Origin of the sequence: Kribbella speibonae (assembly GCF_004331375.1) — a bacterium.
GTDB classification, from domain to species: domain Bacteria; phylum Actinomycetota; class Actinomycetes; order Propionibacteriales; family Kribbellaceae; genus Kribbella; species Kribbella sindirgiensis.
Map to the genome: position 1 here is coordinate 191,962 of NZ_SJKC01000006.1, position 17,946 is coordinate 209,907.

Consider the following 17,946-nt stretch of genomic DNA (forward strand, 5'->3'; position numbering starts at 1 on the left):
ACGACGTCCGCTCGGGGACAGCACGTCAATTAGTGAGCTGTTCGGCGAGCCACCGCACCGCCATCGGGTACCGGTACTCGATGCCGCCGTGGGTGCCCTCGAACAGCTCGAAGTGCAGTCGCTCGTCCTCGACACCGGCCTGTTTCGCGGCGCGGTGGAACGCGGTGGCGCCGAGGTCCAGGTAGTACTCGTCCTGGCGTCCCGCGTCGATCCACACCGCACGCAGCGAGCGCAGCGCGTCGGCGTACTGCGGCTCCTTCACCATCTCGACCGGGTCGCGGGACAGCCAGCGCGCCCAGATGTCCGGGACGATCGCGCCGAGGTCGTCGAACGGCAGTAGTACGGTGCCGTCGGCCTCGGCGGAGTACGCCGACGCGTAGCCGTACATCTCCAGCAGGTGCAGGTCCTCGTTGGTGGTCCGGCCGGTCTTGGTCGCGAGCACCTCGAAGTACTTCTCGTAGCTGCCGTCGTACTTGTCCCGCAGCGTCCGGGCGCGCTCGGGGAACTCCGGGCGGTAGCAGACCTCGAAGAGCGCGTCACCGGCATGGGTAGCGAGCGCCCCGAACACGTCCGGCCGCAGCAGCGGCGTCACCATCGCGGTGTAGCCACCACTCGACTTGCCAGTGACCGCACGGTGGTCGCGGTCCGGGATGGTCCGGTAGGTCGCATCGACCCACGGCACGATCTCGTCGCAGAGGTACGACTGGTACTGCCCGGTCCCGGGGGAGTCGAGGCACTGGCTGCCGCCGTACTTCGTCCACGAGTCGACGAACACCACGACCGCCCGCGGCACGGACTCGTCCTGGAACATCGCGTCCAGCAGCTCTGGGTACGGCTGCCGGAACGGGACCCGGTTGAACCACATGCCGACGTGGCCGGTGTAGCCCATCGTCACGTAGATCGACGGGTACCGCTCGCCTGAATTGTCAGGGTCGTCGTACCCGGGCGGGAGGTAGACGAGCACCGGGCGCTCGTGCGGGTCGCCCAGCGGGTTCCCGCGGAGCAACTCACTCGTGTACGTCGTCTGGTCCAGGCGTCCCTTGAACTCGGCCGACCACGGCAGCATTGGTCCTCCAGTGACTCACATCGCGTCGGGGGCCTCGATCCCGAGCAGGCCGAGTCCATCCTGCAACACCTTTCGGGTCGCGGTGCAGAGGGCGATCCGGCTTGCTCTGGTCTCGCCTTCGCTGCTCAGCACCGGGCACTGCTCGTAGAAGACGGAGAGCGCGGACGCGACGTCGTACAGGTAGGTGCAGAGCCGGTGCGGCTGGAGCGTCTCGGCGACCTGCTCGACGGTCGCGGCGAAGCCGGTGAGCAGGAGGGCCAGCCGTTGCTCGGCGGGGTCCTTGAGCGTGGTGATGGTTGTTGAGGGACCTGTTTTGGACAGGAGCCGGGTGAGCCGGGCGTGCGCGTACTGGAGGTACGGGCCGGTGTTGCCGGTCATCGCGACCATCCGGTCCAGGTCGAACACGTAGTCGTTGCCGCGGTCGCTCGACAGGTCGGCGTACTTGACCGCGCCGATCCCCACGGCCCGTGCGGTCGCGGCCCGGTCGACACCCTCCCGGCCGGCCAGCAGCGCGTCGGCCCGGGCGACCGCGCTCTCCAGTAGGTCGACGAGTTTGACGGTGCCGCCTTCTCTTGTTTTGAAGGGCTTTCCGTTCGGCCCGAGTACGGTGCCGAACGAGACGTGCTCGGCCGGCACGTCCAGCCAGCCGGCCGTCCTCGCCAGCGTGAAGATCATGTCGAAGTGCAGCGCCTGCCGGTGGTCCACGACGTACACGATCCGGTCGGCGTGCAACGTGCTCACCCGATGCCGTACGGCGGCGAGGTCGGTCGCGCTGTAGCCGAATCCGCCGTCGGACTTCCGCACGATCACCGGCAGCGGATCGCCGTCGCGGCCGAGGAATCCTGGCAGGAACGCGCACATCGCCCCATCGGACTCGGTCAGCAGGCCGTCTTCCTCCAGCTCCGCGACCACCCGCGGCAGGTCGTCGTTGTAGGCGCTCTCGCCGACGACATCGGTCCGCTCGAGGTTGCTGCCGAGCAACTCGTACACCTGGTCGAAGTCGTCCAGCGACACGTCGACCATGTGCCGCCACATCGCCCGCGTCGCCGGATCGCCCGACTGCAGCGCGACGACCCGGAGCCGTGCCTTGTCCGCAAAGGTGCCGTCGGCATCGAAATGTCTCCGGCTCCGCTCGTAGAGCAGCTGCAATCCCTGCAGATCCAGCGAATCCGCGGCGAGATCCTCCTCGAGCAGCTGCTCGATCATCATCCCGTACTGCGTTCCCCAGTCGCCGACGTGGTTCTGCCGGATCACGTCGTACCCGGCGAACTCGAGCACGTTGCACAGCGCGTCGCCGATCACCGTCGACCGGAGATGGCCGACGTGCATCTGCTTCGCGACGTTGGGCTGCGAGTAGTCGACGACGACCCGCCGGCCCTTGCCGGCAAGGGTTTCCGGGCTGTTGACGGCCGTCGCCAGCGTCTGCGGCAACAACGTCAGGTTGATGAATCCGGGGCCGGCGATCTCTGGTGTCTCGCAGAGGTCATCGAGCTGCAGACTCTCCACCAGGCGCGCGGCAACAGCCCGCGGCGGCTGGCCGACGGCGTTGCCGATCCGGAGCGCGAGGTTGCTCTGGTAGTGGCCGAACTCGGGCTTGGTCGCCGCCCGGAGCTCGGGATCGTACGGCGTGCCGAAGGCGGCCGCGGCGGCAGCGGACAGTCTGGCGGACAGGACAGGCAGAAGTGCAGACATAACGTGATCCTTGAAGGAGACGCGACTGGAACAGGCTGAGGTGTTCAGACAGTGCGTCGTCGTCGCAGGCTGAAGCGCACGCGCCGGGCGTGGACAGGCTTCAGGCTGATCGACATGTCAGCCATTATGCACGAAGTACGCCGACGGCGCCGGGGACCGCTCGGCCAGCGGCGCGATCGCCGGTACGTCGGTCTCGCCCAGGAACACCCGCCGTACGACGCGTTCCGCCGCGCGGCCGTCGTCGAACTCGCAGAACTTCTCCCGGTACAGGTGCCGGTGCTTCGCCGCCTCGGGTGCGGCGAACGTGCCGTTCCGGAGCGCGGCGTACAGCTCCTCCGCGGACCGGGCCACCACACCGGGCGGGAACTCGGCGATGTCGAAGTACGTGCCGCGCCGGCTGTTCTGGTCGAGGTGCAGCAGGATCGGCCGGTCGAGGTTGGCATAGTCGAACGTGATCGACGAGTAGTCGGAGATCAGTACGTCCGCCGCGAGCATCAGGTCCTCGATCCGCGGATGCTGCGACGCCACCAGCACGCGGGCGTGCGCACCCGCCGCGGCGGCCAGTTGGCGCAGGTCGACCCGGTCGGGGAGCGTCGGCGCGTACAGGATCACCAGGTGCGAGTCGTCGTACCCGAACCGGGCCCGGATCCCCCGGACCTCGTCGAGCGTCGCGGTCAGCAGCCGGTCGTTGCGCGGGTAGCCGTACTCGAGCTCCTCGAAGTACGACGGGTAGGTGCGCTCCCAGATCTCCGAGGAGTACCGGTTCGAGGACAGGTTGAAGTCCCAGCGGTCGACCTCGCGCATCACCTCGTCCTGGCCCTCGTCCGGCAACGTCACGGTCCTCAGCGGCGTACCGTGCTGGGTCTGCAGGTGGATCTGGCCCTCGCGCTTGTCCAGGTTCTTCGGCCAGTTCATGTTGCTGACGAAGTACGTCGCCTTGCCGAGCAGCTTCTCGTACGCCGGGGACTCCGCGACGACGTACTCGACGCCCTCCGGGATCGCGCCGACGTGCTCGTTGTCGACGACCCACACGCCGCGCAGGTGCGGCGCCAGCTCGGCCGCCTTCTCGTAGATCGCGCGCGGATTGCAGGCGTACTGCTTGAACCAGTAGGCGGCGTACGCGACCAGGTTCGGGTCGAGCTTGCTGCGCCGCAGCAGCTTGCCGACCGTCTTGCGCGGGCTCGGGACCTGCAGCATCCGCGCGCTCAGCTTGAGCGTCGAGTAGGTCGCGTAGTCGTCGTGGATCAGCAGCCAGCGCTTGAACCCCCGGGCCGTCCGGTCGGCGCCGTACCCCTCGGGCTTCCAGCGCTTGGCGAACGCGTGGGCCGCGTGGAAGAACTCGGCCCGGTCGTCGGTGTCGATCCGCTCCGGCTTGGCGAGGACGGCGAGGATGTGGTCCAGCGACCGGTCGAACGCGAACCGGCGCCACCCGGCCAGCTCCGGGTCGGACTGGATGAACGCGTGCACCCGGTCGTACTGGTCGAAGATGTCCCACTGCCGGCGGCCGCTGGTCGCGTGGATGTTGCCGCCGGTCCGGTGCTGCCGGTAGTGCACGACGAGCCGGTCGAGCGTGGCGATCCGCTCGGCGGTCAGCATCGTCGAGTAGGTCCAGGGCGCGTCCTCGTAGAAACCGCTCGTGAACGCGAAGCCGTGCCGGGTGAGGAACTGGCGGCGGTAGGCCTTGTTCCAGACCACCTCGAGGAAGGTCAGGAAGATCGGCCGCTCGGCCGCCGTGAACACCCCGGCGCCCTCACGCGCGAACGCGTCGTGCCGCTGGCTGCCCAGCACCCGGCCGTCCCAGAAGACCCGCTCGTAGTCGAACAGCACGATGTCCGGCCCGCGAGTGTCGTCGATCCGCTGGGAGATCGCCGCCAGGGACCCCGGCGCGTAGGTGTCGTCCGCGTCCAGGAACAGCACGTACTCGCCGCGGCACTCCTTCAGACCGGCGTTCCGGGCCAGTCCGAGGCCGACGTTCTCGTCCAGGTGCAGCGCCCGGACCCGCGCGTCGGCGGCGGCGTACTCGTCCAGGATCCGGCCGGAGCCGTCCGGGTCGGCGTCGTCCACCCCGATCACCTCGAAGTCGGTGAACGACTGCCCGAGCACCGAGTCCAGGCACGGCCGCAGCCAGGCCCGCGAGGCATGACACGGGACCACGATGCTGAACTTGGGGGCCATGCCTCGTCATCTTAAGGTCAGGGCATGAGTGTTGATGTGTTCGAGCCACTGGCCGGTCTCGAGGGGGTCGGGTCGGCGGCCCAGGCGGCCCGGGACGCGGTCGACGTACTGCTCCGGGATCGCGGTCTGCGCCGGGTCGGTTCGGACATGACCGCCGAGGCGCTGCTGCGCGGCGCGCACGCCTCCGCGGCGCTGGCCGGCAGCACGGCTGGTTTGGACGAGGTACGGCGAGGTGACGCCGACGGACTGGTCTCAGGCGCGGTCCGGATGACCAGCGAGCTGATGGCACTGGCGTCGCAGGTGGACAAGGCGCCGGTGCAGGTCTGGACCAGACTGCACCAGTTGGCCGCGGCCGATCTGGTGTCAGAAGACCAGTTGGGCCACCTCCGGACCAGTGCGGAGCCCCTGCCCGACGACATTCCGGGGCTGCCGCCCGCGCCCGGTGCCGACGAGATGTGGGAACGGCTGAGCGCCCTCGCGCAGAACCTGACCCGGCCGACCAAGGCGCCCGGTCTCGTGGTCGCGGCGATCGTCCACGCCGAGCTCGCCGTCCTCCGGCCCTTCCCGGCGGCCAACGGACTCGTCGCCCGGGCCGCCGAACGCCTGCTGTTGGTTGCCCGAGGCATCGACCCGGTGGCGGTCACGGTCCCGGAGGGTGGTCACTATGTGTTGCGGGCGACCTATGTGTCCGGCCTCACCGACTACACAGCGCGAGGATTGACCGGCGTTCGTGATTGGTTGCTGCGGTCCTGCGAGGTCGTGACAAAAGGTGCCGAGCTCTCGCCGCTGTCCACCTCGTGAGTCTGTCTTCGCAGAACGTGCGAACGGCGCTCTCGAGTGAGAACGCCGTCGCTGGCACGTCGCCCTGGTTACCATGCGTGCACCTGTTTGCCGCCACAGGACAAAGCCTGGGTCGCGCTGCCCGTTTGGGATGGGCTGGTCGCCGCGTGGGTACCTGGGTTGCCGTGCAATCTCTACCGGACCCGAAGGCCCTTTGTTGATTCCTTTGTACTCCTGAAACCCCTTTCTGGGAAGGGGATACGGAGTCCTACATGGAGTTGAGAACAATGAAGCCGGCTTCAGGTTTCAGCTCGTCCGCGACCGTCGCCGGGAGGCCAGCAGCAGCGCCCCGGCAGCGATCGCCGCGACCAGACCGGCCGCCAGCGCGGGTCGCCGTACGGCGGGGAGACCGACCCGCTCGCCAGGCTCCGCGAACTCCAGGACCGGCCAGCCGCGCTCGACCGCGACCCGGCGCAAGGCCTTGTCCGGGTTGACTGCGTGGGGGTGCCCAACGGCCGCCAGCAGCGGCTCGTCGGTGATCGAATCCGAGTACCCGTAGGAGCTGGCGAGGTCGTAGCCCTCGGTCGCGGCCAGGACCTCGATCGCGGTCACCTTGAGCGGACCGTACGCGTACTCGGCGATCTCGCCCGTGTACTTGCCGTCGGCAACAACCATCCGGGTGGCGATCACCCGGTCGGCGCCGAGCATCGCGCCGATCGGCTCCACCACCTCGGCGCCGGACGACGACACGATCACCACGTCCCGGCCGGCCGCGTGGTGCTGCTCGATCAGCTCCACCGCCTCGGCGTGGATCATCGGGCGGACGATGTGGTCCAGGGTGTCGGCGACGATCGCCTTCACCGTGGCGACGTCCCAGCCGGTGCACATCGCGGAGATGTACTCCCGCATCCGCTCCATCTGGTCGTGGTCCGCGCCGCCGAGCAGGTAGACGAACTGGGCGTAGGCGCTGCGCAGGACGGTCCGGCGGTTGATCAGGCCGCCGGCGTAGAACGGCCGGGAGAACGCCAGCGTGCTCGAGCGGGCCAGAATGGTCTTGTCCAGATCGAAGAAAGCCGCCGATCGAGCGGTCCCGGGGTGCGCCATGGAGTCGAGAATAGGCAGCCGGGCGAAACGCCGGGGGACCCGGGCTTTTGCGTGGGCCGGTATCCCGTTAGACTGGTGAGCAGTGTGACAGTGACACTGGCTGGAAGCGCCCGATCGGGCGTGACTGGAGCCTGGGCGACACGTAATCAGTTGAAATCGAACTGAGATGTGTGAAGTCCGAACTCGGGGGGTACATACCCCCTGACAGTGGCAGACTGTCGCCTCCTGAACGGCCCCCGGCTCCTCCCCCCGAGCCCGTGGCCGAAGACGGCCCCCGGTCACCCCCCCGCCGGGGGCCGTCGCCTTTCTACGATCAGGCCAAGTATGCGTAAAGATTCTCGCTTTTCTGCGCGTGAGAGCGTTCCCACTTTATGCAGGGTCTTGACAATGTAATTGCCTGGTCACAGGTTGTAGAACATGAAACCGCCTGCGTACCGCCCCCAGGCAGCGGTCGTCATCAGCCTGCTCGCCGTTGTCATGGCCTTCCTGGTCCCCGGTCCGGCCTCCGCGGCCACCAATCTCGTCACGAACGCCGGCTTCGAGTCCGGCACGCTCTCCGGCTGGTCGTGCCCGGCCGGCGGCGTCACGACGTCCGCGCCACACTCCGGTTCCTACGCCCTGTCGGCGACGCCGAGTTCCGGTGACATCGCCAAGTGCTCCCAGTCGATAGCGGTCCAGCCCAATACGGCGTACACGCTGTCGGCGTGGGTGAAGGGATCGAACGTCTACCTTGGAGTGGACGGTGGTCCCAGTACGTGGACGACATCGTCCGGGTGGAGCCAGCTGACCGTGCCGTTCACCACCGGCGCCTCGTCCTCCGTGACGATCTACGTGCACAGCTGGTACGCGCTCCCGGCGTACCAGGTCGACGACGTCGTACTGGACGGCCCCGGCGGCGCTCCGGACACCACGCCGCCGTCGACCCCGGGTGGTCTGGCGGTCGGTAGCCCGACCTCGAGCTCGCTCAAGCTGACCTGGTCCGCCGCGTCCGACGCGAACGGCATCGACCACTACGACGTCGTACGAGGGACCGGGGCCGCGCAGAGCGTCGGCAACGTCACCAGCTGGACCGCGACGGGTCTTTCGGCTGCCACGACGTACTCGTTCAAGGTCCGGGCGTGTGACCCCAGCGGCAACTGCTCGGCGTACGGCGCGGCGGTGTCGGGCACCACGTCCGACGGCGGCACCAATCCTCCGGTCGGCAGCCTGCCCGCCCATGTGCTCACCGGGTACTGGCAGAACTTCAACAACGGCGCGACGGTGCAGAAGATCTCCGACGTACCGGCGGCGTACGACCTGATCGCGGTGGCCTTCGCGGACGCCGACGCGTCGAAGCCGGGCGGGATCACGTTCAACCTGGACAGCGCCGGGCTCGGTGGGTACACGGTCGCGCAGTTCAAGGCCGACATCGCGGCGAAGCAGGCGGCCGGGAAGAAGGTCATCCTGTCCGTCGGCGGTCAGAACGGCACCATCTCGGTCGCCGACCCTACGGCCGCCGCCAACTTCGCGTCGAGCGCTCTCTCGGTGCTGCGGGAGTACGGGTTCGACGGGATCGACATCGACCTGGAGAACGGGGTCAACGCGCAGTACATGGGTCAGGCTCTCCGTTCGCTGCAGAGTCAGTTCGGCAGCGGGCTGGTGATCACCATGGCGCCGCAGACCATCGACATGCAGAGCACCTCGTTCGAGTACTTCAAGCTCGCGCTGGCGATCAAGGACATCCTGACCATCGTCAACGTGCAGTACTACAACTCGGGCTCGATGAACGGCTGCGACGGACAGGTGTACTCGCAGGGCTCGGTCGACTTCATCACCGCCCAGGCCTGCATCATGCTGCAGGGCGGACTGCGGCCCGATCAGGTCGGCCTCGGCCTCCCGGCGTCGTCGCAAGCGGCCGGGAGCGGGTACGTGTCGCCGACTGTGGTCAACAACGCGCTGGACTGCCTCACCAAGGGCACCGGGTGCGGGAACTACAAGCCGAGCACCCCCTGGCCGTCGCTGCGCGGTGCGATGACCTGGTCGACCAACTGGGACGCGTCGAACGGCAACCAGTTCGCGACCCAGGTCGGCGGCCACGTCCACGCACTGCCCTGACCATGCACAACTATCGACCGGCTCCGCTGCTGGAGGCGCTCGGTGTCTGCTCGGAGGACGAGCAGCTCTACCGGGCGCTTCTGGCCCGCCCGGAGTCCACGGCGACTTCTCTGGCCTTGTCAGTCGACTGGCCGGCCAATCGCGTCGGCCGGCACCTCAGGTCACTACTGTCCCTCGGCCTGGCGTCCCGAACGCCAGGCCGTCCCGCCCGCTACGTGCCCGCCGTACCCGAGGCTGCCGTCGAGCTGCTCGCGCTGCGGAAGCAGGCGGCGATCGTGGAGGCTCGACTGGGTGCCGCGGCGCTGACGGCCGAGTTCAGACAGCCCGACGCGTTCCGAGTCATCCGTGGCGCCGAGGCGATCGCCCAGCGGTTCTACCAGGCACAGCAGTGCGCACAGGACGAAGTACTCGTACTGGACCGCCTGCCGTACGCCGTGTCCGCCCCGCACGGCGTGACCTATCGGATGATCTACGACATGGCGTCGCTGTCCGAGCCCGGCGATCTGGTCGCGGCCAGGTCGTCGGGTTGCTGCCGGATGCTGCGTGACGTACCGCTGACACTGGTCGTCGTAGATCGCCGTACCGCGCTCCTCCCGACCGGGCCGGACGTTGTCGTAGAGCTCGGCCCGTCCAGCCTCCTGGACGCGCTCCTGCGGCTGTTCGACCTGCTGTGGAGACAGGCCAGTCCGCTGACTCCGTCGGTCTCGGAAGGGCCTTTGAGCACCGAAGACCAACAGTTGCTGTCGCTGGCAGCCGCCGGCCTGACAGACCAAGCCATCGCCCGCCGCCTAGGCGTGGCCCAACGGACCGTAGAACGCCGAATGCAACGCATCCTCAAGGCCCTGGACGCCACCACCCGCTTCCAAGCCGGCCTCCGAGCCGGCCAACAAGGCCTACTCGTCTAGCCACACTTATATCTTTCTTCTTTCGCCTGAGTTCAGTCGGTTACGTCCGCCACGGTGGCGCCTAGCGCCTTCGTAAGCGCCTCCGCCTCGACGGTGATCCCGACCCCGTGGTCACCGCCGCCGATCGAGATGGTCCCGGTGATCCGCTCGTCCGCGATCACCGGCCACTCACGCGTGCTCCCGAGCGGTGTGATCGTCCCCCGGACGTAGCCGGTGACCTCGAACGCCGTGTCCTTGTCCGGCATCGAGATCCGATTCACTCCGAGCAAGGTCCGCAGCTTCGGCCACGCGATCTCGCGGTCACCCGGCACGAGCACGAACCGGTAGTCGTCGTCCGACAGCCGCACCACGATCGTCTTGATCAGCCGCGCCGGCTCGATGCCACGCGCTGCCGCGGCCTCCTCCAGCGAGTTCACCCGGCCATGCCTGGTCACCTCGTAGGAGAGCCCCAACTGGTCAGCCGCGTCGGTCGCTTTGGTCACCCGCCTAGTTTTGCACCCGACTGGGAACGTTCTTCAGCAGCAGCGCGAGCACCAGCGTCACGAGGAACAACACTCCAGCCTCGCCCGCCACCCCATTCCACTCCGCGCGGCTCCACGCCGTACCGGCAAGCCCTCCGAAGACCGAGGACCCCAGGTAGAACGAGAAGAGGTACATGCTCGACGCCTGGCCGGTCCCGACGCCGCTCGCGTGCGCGCGGGCAGGTACCCAGCCGCTGGCGACCCCGTGCACCGCGAAGAAGCCAGCGGTCATCACAGCCAGACCCAGCACGATCAGCGGCAGCGGAGCCGCCAGAGTGATCGCCACACCAGCCAGCGTGATCAGGCACCCGATCGGCACCACCTTGCGCCTGCCGTAGCGATCCGCCAGCGTCCCAGCGGTGGCGGACCCGGCTGAGCCAAGCAAGTAGACACAGAAGACCAGTCCCGCAGCACCGGCGCTCAGCTCGTACGGCGACCCGGAGAGCCGAAACACCGCCCCGTTGTAGACAGCCACGAACGCGCCGACCGCCGTCGCAGCGATCCCGTACAGCGCGAGCAGCGCCGGGTCCCGCAGTACCCGGAAGAGGTCGTGCGGCCGCGCGGCACTCGGGTGGAAGTTCCGCGACGCAGGCAGCAACAGCCAGACGACAGCTGCGCACAGTACGCCGACCACAGCGATCCCGGCGGTCGCGAACCGCCAGCCGCCGAGGTCCGACAACCCGCCTGCGATGAGGCGTCCCGCCATACCGCCGACCGCCGTGCCTGCGATGTAGAGGCCGCTGGCCCGCGCGTGGCTGTCTTGGTGCACCTCTTCGCGCAGATACGCCATAGCGACCGCCGGGAGCCCTGCCATCGCGATTCCTTGCAGACCGCGCAGCGCGAGCAGCAGGTGCCACGTCGGCGCGAACGCACTGAGCAGCGCGAACACCGACGTCGCGGCGACCGACCAGCGCATCAGATTGGTCCGTCCGAGCACCTCGGACGCCGGACCGGCGATCAGCAACGCCAGACCGAGGCCGAAGGTCGCGAAAGACACACTGAACGCGCTCTGGCTGGGCGAGACGTGGAATGCGTCGACCAGCTGGGGCAGCAACGGCTGGGTGCTGTAGAGCAGAGCGAACGTCGCCAGCCCGGCCGCGAACAGTGCGACCGACAGCTTGCGGTACTCCGGGTCTCCGGGCAGGTACCCGGTCTGGCGGGCGACGGACTGGTGCATGTCTTCGACGGTCGCACGGCTGGAGCGATACGTAAAATGTCGATCTCAGCAGAAATCGATACGATTGCCGCATGCATGTCGAGGATCTGCGGTGGTTCGTCGTCCTCGCGGAGACCGAACACCTCACCGAGGCGGCCGCCGCGCTGGGGACGAGTCAGCCGAACCTGTCCCGGTCGCTGCAGCGGGTCGAGCGGGCGTTCGGGGTGCCGCTGTTCGAGCGGGAGCGTCGCGGCGTACGGCTGAATCCGTACGGGCGGCTCGTACTGGAGGCGGCGCGGGCGGGGACCACGGCGGTGGATACGGCGAAGCGCCGGATCGACGCGTTGCTCGACCCTGAGTCGGGCACGGTACGGCTCGCGTTCCTGCACTCGGTCGCGACCAGCCTGCTGCCGGACCTGCTGAAGGCCTTCCGGGCGGTGGCGCCGAACATCGGGTTCGCGCTGCGGCAGGAGCCGGCGCACGACATCGTTCAGGACCTGGAGAGCGGTGAGGCCGAGATCGCGATCATCGCGCCCCGGCCGGACCCCGCACGCTTCGGCTGGCACCTGCTCGAGCGGCAGCGGCTGCATCTCCACGTGCCGCCAGGTCACGCACTGGCATCCCGCCGCCAGGTCGAGCTGGAGGCGGCCGAGGACGAGGCGTTCGTCGGTCTGCAGCCCGGGTTCGGCTTCCGGCGGGTGACGGACCGGCTGTGCCAGGAGGCCGGGTTCAGCCCGCGGTTGGCGTTCGAGGCCACCGACCTCGCGACGATCGACAGTCTGGTCGGTGCCGGTCTCGGTGTGGCGATCCTGCCCGCCGGTGCGGTCCGCGGGAACGACAGCGGCGCGGTCTCCGTCCCGCTGGCCGGCGTACGGGCCCGGCGGGAGATCGGGATGGCGTGGCGGCAGAGCATGCCGCTGACGCCCGCGGCCGAGCGGTTCCGGACGTTCGTCCGATCGCGCCCGGTGACGGCCAGTTGACTTTTGATGACGGTGACTTCCGTAGCGTTCGTCCCAATTTCGCGGTGTCGACTTGCACAGAGAGGGCTTTCCCCCGCACCCTTGCCCTCGTGAGGAAGCGTCTGGGTTCGTTCCGGCCGAGTCGCCGGCTGCTGTTCGCGGCCGGGACCGCGGCAGCTGCGTCGACGGTCGCCGCCACCGCGGCAGAGGCAGTCCCAGGCTCCCCGGTGGCGACCTCGAGTGGGCTGCTCTCCCTCGGCGCCTACGGCTCCGGTGTGCTCGGTGCGTGGGAGCGCCAGGCGCGGGCGATCTCGAACGAGCAGCAGATCCGCAAGACCCGGGAGACCGACGGCGTCTTCATGTTCGGCGACAGCATCGGCGTCCAGGACGGGCCGGCGCTGGCCAGGCAGCTGACCCAGCTCGGGATCAGCATCGCCGTCCACAACTGGGCCGGACGGCCGGTGACGCCGGCGGTCGACGCACTGGACCTCTGGGCGCAGCAGTACGGCCTGCCGCACCGGATCCTGATGTCGGTCGGGTCCAACGACATCTTCACGCCGCCCGCCGTCGAGGCCCAGGTCGATCGGACCATGGGGATCGTCGGCGAGGAGCGGATCGTGTACTGGGTCAACGTACAGGCGGCCCGCACCGCACACGGCCCCGACATCAAGGTCGCGGACCAGCGCAACAGCGCCTGGATCAACCTGCAGCTCGCCGACGCCCAGCGCCGCTACGACAACCTGCGGATCGTGCACTGGGCCGAGCACCTGGCCTCCAGCCCCAACCGCCTGGCCCGCCTGCTCCGCGACGGCCTGCACCCGTCGGTCCCGCTCGGGCAGAACGCCCGCAACGGCCTGATCATCGAAGCGATCAAGGCCGGCTGAGTGCGGCGCTGACGCCGCACCCAGCCGTCCTGTTTCTCAGAAGCCTGCAGTGATGCGGGTGAAGTCCCAGTCGCCCTGGGCGATACCGCTGCAGTTGGACACCACGCCGCCGCCGGCGCAGCCGCGGTCCCGGTTGACCGACCAGAACGCCAGCCGGCCGAGCCCGTTGCTCTTCGCCCAGTTGGTGATGTTCTGCCAGGTCGCGGTCGTGGTCATCTCCTGCTGGTCGGACAGACCGTTCATCCCGGAGATGCCCTGGTGTGCGTACGCCTCCGCGGTGGACCAGCCGAAGGTGGACTTCAGCTTGTTGTTCAGGCCGGTGGACGCGCCGACCGTGTCGTTGTAGATGTTCGAGCTGCCGAAGTCGAACGGCATCAGCGTGAAGATGTCGATATTCGCGCCGAGTTCCTTCGACCGGTCGATCAGCCGGTTGCCGTAGTACGTCGGACCGGTGGTCGACGTACCGAAGGTGAGGATGGTCTGGATCCCCGGGTTGTTCTGCTTGACGATCTTCAGTGCGTTCAGGATCCGGTCCTGGACGGCCTCGTTCTCGAACTCATCGGAGTTCTCGATGTCAACGTCGATCGCCTTCAGGCCGTACGCGTTGATGACCTGCTGGTACGCGCCGGCCAGCGCCTCGGGCGTGCTGCAGTTCGGCCCGAGCTTGTTGCCGCTCCAGCCGCCGATCGACGGCACGATGTCGCCGCCGGCCGCACGGATCTGCGAGATCGCGGTCGCGTCGGCACTGCCCTGCAGCGGGCGGCTGCCGTCCCAGGCCGGGTTGCAGCCACCGGACGACAGGATGAACGCCATGGTGAACCACTTGATGCCGGTCGCGTTCATCACGGTCGCCGGGTTCGGCGGGTCGCCCCAGCCCATGTAGAGGTACGGCGCGGCCCGTTTGGTCCCCGTGTTCCCGCCACCGGTGCCGGTGGTGACCGAGATGCTGCTGCTCTTCGCGCCCTCACCGGCGCTGTTGGACGCGCTGACCTGATAGCTGTACGACGTGTTCGCGCTGAGACCGGAGTCCGTGTACGACGTACCAGTCGGCGAACCGACCTTCGTACCGTTGCGGTACACGTTGTAGCTGGTGGCTCCGGATGCAGCGGACCAGCTCAGGTTCACCGACGTACCGGACGCCGTACCGGAGAGGCCTGTGGGAGCGCCCGGGACGGTGCCGCCACCGCCGCCTGAGCACGAACCGCCGTTCAAGCGGCACGCGGCGAGGCCGGGGAAGTTCCCCGGGCTGCCGTTGAAGCCGAACGAGACAGTCGCGCCGGGAGCCAGCGGACCGGCCCAGCTCGGCGGTGTGAACGTGTGCGTCTGTCCGCTGCTGGTGTGGATGGCGTCCCACGTCGAGCTGACGCTGTAGCCGGACGGGAAGTCCAGCGCGACCGACCAGGTGCTGAGAGAGCTGGTGGTGCCGTTGGTGACGGTCACCTTGCCCTCGAAGCCGCTGCCCCAGTCGGACACTTTGGTGAAGCTGGCAGTGACACCTGCCGCGTTCGCTGCCTGTGCGGTCAGCAGGGCGATGACCACGGCCGTGACGGCCGCTATCGCCAAGGTGATGCGTTTCATGATGCTCCGATCAGTGGGCGGTACGTGATCAGACCCGGCCCCAGAGTGCGGGGACGTTCGGCGGTTCCCAGCCGACCAGGGACGTGTGGCCCTGGATGCACTTGTAGGTGACGCCGTCGTAGCTCACGAGCGCACCGGTCGCGTACGTCGTGTTCGGGGCCCACGGGGTCGCCGTGCCGGGCGGAGTGGTCGGCGGCGTCGTCGGGGGAGTCGTGGGCGGTGTGGTGGGAGGTGTGGTCGGCGGCGTCGTAGGAGGCGTCGTCGGCGGAGTGGTGGGCGGTCCGCTGCAGCCGGCCGTGTCGGCGTTGACGGAGTCGACCACGTTGTTGAAGAGGGTGACTCCCGGGTCCAGCGCCTCGAGCGAGTACATCATCGCGCCGGCCAGCCCGTTGCAGTGCTGATAGTCGGCCTTCGCCTTGATCGACTGGGCGTTGTCACCGGACCAGAACGTGCCGTTGCTGTAGAACCAGGACGACTTGGTGGCGTCGTCGAAGTGCGTGGCGGACGGGTTGTCCACGAAGCCGGTGAGCTCCTTGTAGAACGAGACCCCCGGCACGTTGCCGCTCAGCGCGTGCCCATCGGCCGGTCCGGTCGCGGTCTGGTACTTACCGTTGTCCGTGGCCGGCACACCCTTCCATCCCCTGTAGTAGAAGGGGTATCCGATGGTCAGCTTGTTCGCGGGGAACCCGCCCGGGATGCCGTACGCCGGGTCGCCGGTGGTCCACGCCTTCACCGCGGAGTCGACCGAGTACTTGCCCTGGCCCGGTGGGATCGGGTTGCTCGGATCGTTCGGCGCCGTGTAGAGCGGGTCCTGGAAGTTCGTCGGCCCGGTGGCCTCCCAGCCGCCGTGCATGTCGTACGTCATCACGTTGTTGTAGTCGAGGTACTGCCCGATCTTGTCGGTCTCGATCGTGGCGATCTTGTCCTGGCCGGCCGGGGTAGCGGCGGTCAGGTAGTACCTCTTGCCGGTCTGGCCGCCGTACGCGTCCAGCTGTGCGCGGAACTCGGCCAGCAGCAGCGTGAAGTTCTGCTTGTCGGCCGCGCTGTAGTGGTTGCCGACGTGACCGTTGGGCGAGCCCGGGTACTCCCAGTCGATGTCGACACCGTCGAAGATGCCGGCCGCCGTACCGGGACCGCCGAAGCCGTCGATCACCGGCAGGTCGCCCTTGAGGAACATGTTCACGCAGGAGCTGACGAACGCCTTGCGCTTGGCGTCGGTGGAGGCGGCGTCGGAGAAGTACTTCGAGTACGTCCAGCCGCCGATCGAGATCAGGATCTTCAGGTTGGGCACCTTCGCCTTCAGCTTCTTGAGCTGGTTGAAGTTGCCCTGGATCGGCTGGTTCCAGACGTCGCCGACGCCGTCGACGCTGATGTCCGCGCCGTACGACTTGCCGTAATCGGCGAACGCGTCCCCGGCGCCGTCACCGGCGTTCGGGTTGTTCTCGTCCTGCGACGCGGCCTTGTTGGCCATGAAGCACGTGTGGTTGACCGGATCGATGTTGGCGAACGCGTAGTTCAGGAAGTCCAGCTTCGCGCCGGCTCCGGTGGTGATCAGGTTCTTGGGATAGAAGGCGTTGGCGTAGATCCCCCACTGGGTGAAGTACGCCGTCTTGACGCCGCCGCTGGTCGCCTGCGGTGCCGCGACGGCTGCGTTCGCCGTGGTGGCGTCAGGGCTTGCGAGCGAGACGCCGGCGGCGGTGATCAGGGCGGTGGCCGCGACGGTGGCTGTGGCGGCGAGCATGCGTAATCGACTCATCTGTTCCTCCGGAGCGATGGGGCGGAAGCGGTCCGGTGAAATTTAGTTAAAGACGCTTCGAAAGGAACGGTAACTGTTCCCGGCGGGTTGGTCGCGGGCTCGTCGTGGCGGGTTCCCGCTGCTGACGGAAACCCGACAATCCTTTGTCCACAAGGAGCCGATCGCGTTCCCGGAAGCGGCCCGGCAACGGCATGTTCTTGGTATGGACACGAATTCACCACCCCCATCGGTGCTGATGGCAACTACCAACGAAACCCTGCTCGACGACCTGCTCCGGCTGTCCGCGGCCGCGTCCGTCACGCCCCAGGTTGAGACGCATCTGCTCGGCCTGCGGCGCAAGTGGCACACAAGCCCACTGGTCGTCATCGGCCGCGACCTCGCCGAGCCGCTGGCCCGGGTTCAACCCGCGCACCGGCCAGGAGTGGTCGTCGTCGGCTCGGCCGCGGACGGCGACGACCTCTACCGGTGCGCCTTCGATGTCGGTGCCGATGCCGTCTGCCGGCTACCCGACGACGAGCCGCTGCTCGCCGGCAAGCTTGCCGATGCCCTGGACGGCGCCGACCGTTCCGCCGTCACCCTGGCATTCGTCGGCGGCTGCGGGGGAGCAGGCTCGACCACACTCGCCGCCGCGGTGGCCGTCCTCGGCAACCGGCGCGGGTTCCGCACGATGCTGATCGACGGCGACCCGCTCGGCGGCGGCGTCGAGCTTGCCCTCGGCATCGAGCACGACCCCGGCGACCGCTGGCCCAAACTCCTCAACGCTTCCGGTCGAGTCAGCGCCGCCGCCCTCCGCTCCGCATTGCCTTCCGTCGACGGACTGTCAGTCCTGTCCTGGGATCAGTCGGGCGTCACGGTCCTGCCGCCGGACACGATGAGCTCGGTGATCGGGGCCGCCCAGCGCAGCACCGACCTGGTCGTCCTCGACCTGCCGCGCCGCGCGGATCCCGCCGTGGAAGAGGGCTTCATCCGCTCCACAGCGACCCTTCTGGTCGTCCCTTGCGACGTCCGCTCGGTCGCAGCCGCCAAACGCCTCTCCGGCCCTCTCCGAGCCGTCGCCGGCGACCTCCGCGTCGTAGCCCGGGATTCCCGCCCCGGCCTGGCACCCACCGACGTCGCCACCCATCTCTCCTTGCCGCTAGCAACAAAACTCGGCCACGTCCGAGGCCTCGCCACCGCCATGGATCAAGGTCACCTCCCCCTCAACCCCCGAAGCTCCCTGACCCGGACCGCCACCACCCTCCTGAACCTCTTCCCTCCACCTAGCCCAGTGTGAAGA

At 68.3% G+C, this 17,946-nt stretch carries 14 protein-coding genes; 6 read left to right on the plus strand and 8 right to left on the minus strand.

Annotation, left to right across the window (positions count from 1 at the left end):
• Positions 1-25: 25 nt before the first annotated feature.
• The 3 genes from E0H92_RS35330 to E0H92_RS35340 all read right to left on the minus strand — a co-directional run bounded on the left by E0H92_RS35330 (position 26) and on the right by E0H92_RS35340 (position 4,933).
• On the minus strand, positions 26-1,066 hold the full coding sequence (locus tag E0H92_RS35330) for an alpha/beta hydrolase-fold protein (RefSeq protein ID WP_131499310.1): 1,041 nt from the start codon (positions 1,064-1,066) through the stop codon (positions 26-28).
• Between the two features lie 15 nt (positions 1,067-1,081).
• On the minus strand, positions 1,082-2,758 hold the full coding sequence (argS, locus tag E0H92_RS35335; protein ID WP_131466653.1) for an arginine--tRNA ligase: 1,677 nt from the start codon (positions 2,756-2,758) through the stop codon (positions 1,082-1,084).
• 117 nt (positions 2,759-2,875) lie between these two features.
• Positions 2,876-4,933, minus strand: a complete 2,058-nt coding sequence (locus E0H92_RS35340; RefSeq protein ID WP_131466652.1) for a bifunctional glycosyltransferase/CDP-glycerol:glycerophosphate glycerophosphotransferase — start codon at positions 4,931-4,933, stop codon at positions 2,876-2,878.
• Positions 4,934-4,957: 24 nt separating this feature from the next.
• On the opposite strand from E0H92_RS35340, the gene E0H92_RS35345 reads away from it, so the two are divergent.
• Positions 4,958-5,734, plus strand: a complete 777-nt coding sequence (locus E0H92_RS35345; RefSeq protein ID WP_131499311.1) for a Fic family protein — start codon at positions 4,958-4,960, stop codon at positions 5,732-5,734.
• Between the two features lie 285 nt (positions 5,735-6,019).
• Here E0H92_RS35345 and E0H92_RS35350 read toward each other — a convergent pair whose 3' ends face one another.
• Positions 6,020-6,817 (minus strand): HAD family hydrolase, encoded by a 798-nt coding sequence (locus E0H92_RS35350; RefSeq protein ID WP_131499312.1) that lies wholly within the window; start codon positions 6,815-6,817, stop codon positions 6,020-6,022.
• Positions 6,818-7,234: 417 nt separating this feature from the next.
• Here E0H92_RS35350 and E0H92_RS35355 point away from each other — a divergent pair, with 417 nt between their 5' ends.
• Positions 7,235-8,911 (plus strand): chitinase, encoded by a 1,677-nt coding sequence (locus E0H92_RS35355; RefSeq protein WP_131499313.1) that lies wholly within the window; start codon positions 7,235-7,237, stop codon positions 8,909-8,911.
• A 2-nt stretch (positions 8,912-8,913) separates the two neighbouring features.
• Positions 8,914-9,816: a helix-turn-helix transcriptional regulator gene (locus tag E0H92_RS35360; RefSeq protein ID WP_131499314.1), complete on the plus strand. Its 903-nt coding sequence runs from the start codon at positions 8,914-8,916 to the stop codon at positions 9,814-9,816.
• Positions 9,817-9,848: 32 nt separating this feature from the next.
• Here E0H92_RS35360 and E0H92_RS35365 read toward each other — a convergent pair whose 3' ends face one another.
• Positions 9,849-10,298, minus strand: coding sequence for an aminoacyl-tRNA deacylase (locus E0H92_RS35365; protein ID WP_131499315.1), 450 nt, complete (start codon positions 10,296-10,298; stop codon positions 9,849-9,851).
• A gap of 4 nt (positions 10,299-10,302) precedes the next feature.
• Positions 10,303-11,514, minus strand: a complete 1,212-nt coding sequence (locus E0H92_RS35370; RefSeq protein ID WP_131466646.1) for an MFS transporter — start codon at positions 11,512-11,514, stop codon at positions 10,303-10,305.
• 71 nt (positions 11,515-11,585) lie between these two features.
• On the opposite strand from E0H92_RS35370, the gene E0H92_RS35375 reads away from it, so the two are divergent.
• Positions 11,586-12,473 carry a LysR family transcriptional regulator gene (locus E0H92_RS35375; protein ID WP_131499316.1) on the plus strand — a complete coding sequence of 296 codons (888 nt, stop codon included), beginning with the start codon at positions 11,586-11,588 and terminating at the stop codon, positions 12,471-12,473.
• 89 nt (positions 12,474-12,562) lie between these two features.
• Positions 12,563-13,336, plus strand: a complete 774-nt coding sequence (locus tag E0H92_RS35380) for an SGNH/GDSL hydrolase family protein (RefSeq protein WP_238153248.1) — start codon at positions 12,563-12,565, stop codon at positions 13,334-13,336.
• 36 nt (positions 13,337-13,372) lie between these two features.
• On the opposite strand, the gene E0H92_RS35385 is transcribed toward E0H92_RS35380, so the two are convergent.
• Both E0H92_RS35385 and E0H92_RS35390 read right to left on the minus strand, forming a co-directional pair.
• Positions 13,373-14,914 (minus strand): glycoside hydrolase family 18 protein, encoded by a 1,542-nt coding sequence (locus tag E0H92_RS35385; RefSeq protein ID WP_131466644.1) that lies wholly within the window; start codon positions 14,912-14,914, stop codon positions 13,373-13,375.
• 28 nt (positions 14,915-14,942) lie between these two features.
• Entirely contained in the window at positions 14,943-16,670 is a 1,728-nt protein-coding gene (locus E0H92_RS35390) for a glycosyl hydrolase family 18 protein (protein WP_131466643.1), read from the minus strand.
• Between the two features lie 202 nt (positions 16,671-16,872).
• Between E0H92_RS35390 and ssd the strand changes: the two genes are divergently transcribed.
• Complete coding sequence (gene ssd / locus E0H92_RS35395) at positions 16,873-17,943, plus strand: septum site-determining protein Ssd (RefSeq protein WP_131466642.1); 1,071 nt, start codon at positions 16,873-16,875, stop codon at positions 17,941-17,943.
• The last annotated feature ends 3 nt before the right edge of the window (positions 17,944-17,946 follow it).

Coding starts and splice junctions, on each gene's coding strand:
- E0H92_RS35330 (WP_131499310.1), bottom strand. CDS start 1,066: ATGCTGCCGTGGTCGGCCGAGTTCAAGGGACGCCTGGACCAGACGACG.
- argS (WP_131466653.1), bottom strand. CDS start 2,758: ATGTCTGCACTTCTGCCTGTCCTGTCCGCCAGACTGTCCGCTGCCGCC.
- E0H92_RS35340 (WP_131466652.1), bottom strand. CDS start 4,933: ATGGCCCCCAAGTTCAGCATCGTGGTCCCGTGTCATGCCTCGCGGGCC.
- E0H92_RS35345 (WP_131499311.1), top strand. CDS start 4,958: ATGAGTGTTGATGTGTTCGAGCCACTGGCCGGTCTCGAGGGGGTCGGG.
- E0H92_RS35350 (WP_131499312.1), bottom strand. CDS start 6,817: ATGGCGCACCCCGGGACCGCTCGATCGGCGGCTTTCTTCGATCTGGAC.
- E0H92_RS35355 (WP_131499313.1), top strand. CDS start 7,235: ATGAAACCGCCTGCGTACCGCCCCCAGGCAGCGGTCGTCATCAGCCTG.
- E0H92_RS35360 (WP_131499314.1), top strand. CDS start 8,914: ATGCACAACTATCGACCGGCTCCGCTGCTGGAGGCGCTCGGTGTCTGC.
- E0H92_RS35370 (WP_131466646.1), bottom strand. CDS start 11,514: ATGCACCAGTCCGTCGCCCGCCAGACCGGGTACCTGCCCGGAGACCCG.
- E0H92_RS35375 (WP_131499316.1), top strand. CDS start 11,586: ATGCATGTCGAGGATCTGCGGTGGTTCGTCGTCCTCGCGGAGACCGAA.
- E0H92_RS35385 (WP_131466644.1), bottom strand. CDS start 14,914: ATGAAACGCATCACCTTGGCGATAGCGGCCGTCACGGCCGTGGTCATC.
- E0H92_RS35390 (WP_131466643.1), bottom strand. CDS start 16,670: ATGAGTCGATTACGCATGCTCGCCGCCACAGCCACCGTCGCGGCCACC.
- ssd (WP_131466642.1), top strand. CDS start 16,873: ATGGACACGAATTCACCACCCCCATCGGTGCTGATGGCAACTACCAAC.